Raw genomic sequence first — 1,884 nt, 5'->3', positions numbered from 1 at the left:
TTTCCAAGAAATTTTAGAGGCTGGGATTGTATTAAAAGGATCTGAGATTAAGTCTGTAAGAGAGGGAAAAGTAAATATAGCAGAGTCTTATGCTATTGAAAAAGGTGGTGAGTTTTTTTTAGTAAATTCACACATACCAATTTATAAAGAGGCGAGTTTTACTAACCATAATCCTAGAGAAGAGAGAAAGCTGTTGTTAAACAAAAGAGAGATTAAAAAATTAATTGGTAAAGTAAATAGAGATGGATTGTCACTTATTCCTCTTAAAATGTATTTTAAAAAAGGGAGAGCAAAGTTGGAGATTGCAGTCGCAAAAGGTAAAAAAAGATTTGATAAACGACAAACAAAAAAAACAAGGGACTGGAACCGTGATAAAGCAAGATATTTTAGAAGGTCGTCATAATACAATCATACTGGCGATAGGTTCAAATTTGGGAAATAGAGCTGATAATATTGAAAAAACTAAGTTTCATTTATCACATTTTTGTAATTTTCTTAAAGTCTCAAAACTTTATGAAACTCCGTCATGGCCAGATAAGTCAAATCCTAAATTTTTAAATTCAATTATTGAATGTAAAACAAAGTTAACAATTATCGATTTGTTTGAAAAAATTAAAAGAATAGAGATTTTATTAGGGAGAAAAAAAAATATTAAAAATGCACCAAGAACTTGTGATATTGATATTATTGATTTCAACAATTCTTGTAAAAATATTGTACATAATGGAAAAGAAATTATTACTCCACATCCAAGAATGCATGAGAGAAATTTTACTTTAATTCCATTATATGAAATAAAAAAAAATTGGATACATCCAAAAAGTAAGCAAAAAATAGATATTTTATTGAGAAAATTAAGCTCTAATTCAATTAGTGATATAAAGATTTATCAAACTAATGATATAATAAAGTATGCTAAAATCTGAGGAATTAATAAACAAGGTAAGGGAATATAATAAGTTTTTAAACCCAACAACTTTAACAAAAGCTTATAATTTTGCTCTCGAGGCTCATAAAAAACAGAAAAGGGATGAAGGTGTACCATATATAATTCATCCAATAGCAGTTGCGGACATTCTTTCAGATTTAAAACTTGATAGCGCGACTATCGCAACAGGATTACTTCATGATACGATTGAAGATACCAGAGCTACCTATAAAACTATTAAAGAAGAATTTGGTCAAGAAGTAGCCGATTTGGTTGAAGGTGTAACAAAAATATCTGAATTTGAAAATCAAGCAGCTCAAAACTCCAAAGCAGAAAATTTTAGAAAATTAATTATAGCAACTTCTAAAGATATTAGAGTTCTTCTTGTAAAGTTAGCAGATAGACTTCACAACATGAGAACAATCAAATTTGTAAAAACTAAAGAAAAACAAATAAGAAAAGCGAAAGAAACGATGGAAATATATGCTCCTTTAGCTGATAGAATGGGGATGAATAGAATAAGAGATGAACTGGAAGATCTCTCTTTTGAAATTTTGAACCCTGAAGCCAGATATCTTGTAAAAAAAAGATTGGACGAAATTAAAGAAAATAATATTTCAAATTTCAATGTACTTTCTGAGGAGTTTCATAAAATTTTAAAAGAAGAAGGACTGAATGTTAAAATATTTGGTAGAGAGAAAACACCTTTTTCTATTTGGAGAAAAATTCAAAAAAAAAGAACTTCATTAGAGCAAATTACTGATATAATTGGGTTTAGAGTAATTGTTAACGATGTATCAGACTGTTATAAAACATTAGGTGTATTTCATAAAAAATGGAATTGTATACCGGGAAGATTTAAAGATTATATTTCATCACCTAAAATAAACAAATATCAATCATTACATACCGCTATCATTGGTCCAAATAAAAGACCTATTGAAATTCAATTAAGA

General features: G+C 28.1%; 3 protein-coding genes. All 3 read left to right on the top strand.

Annotation, left to right across the window (positions count from 1 at the left end; genetic code table 11):
- Positions 1-403: SsrA-binding protein SmpB (gene smpB, locus AMN84_RS03620; protein ID WP_075483465.1), on the top strand; the 403-nt coding region annotated here is incomplete at its 5' end.
- Positions 369-926, top strand: a complete 558-nt coding sequence (gene folK, locus AMN84_RS03615; protein WP_075483463.1) for a 2-amino-4-hydroxy-6-hydroxymethyldihydropteridine diphosphokinase — start codon at positions 369-371, stop codon at positions 924-926. The genes smpB and folK, both read left to right, overlap by 35 nt.
- On the top strand, positions 913-1,884 hold a 972-nt coding region (locus tag AMN84_RS03610; protein ID WP_143755541.1), incomplete at its 3' end, for an HD domain-containing protein. The genes folK and AMN84_RS03610, both read left to right, overlap by 14 nt.

It is taken from the genome of Candidatus Pelagibacter communis (assembly GCF_001180105.1).
In the GTDB taxonomy this organism is placed as follows: domain Bacteria; phylum Pseudomonadota; class Alphaproteobacteria; order Pelagibacterales; family Pelagibacteraceae; genus Pelagibacter; species Pelagibacter ubique_K.
This window is presented reverse-complemented; position numbering and strand designations above follow the sequence as displayed.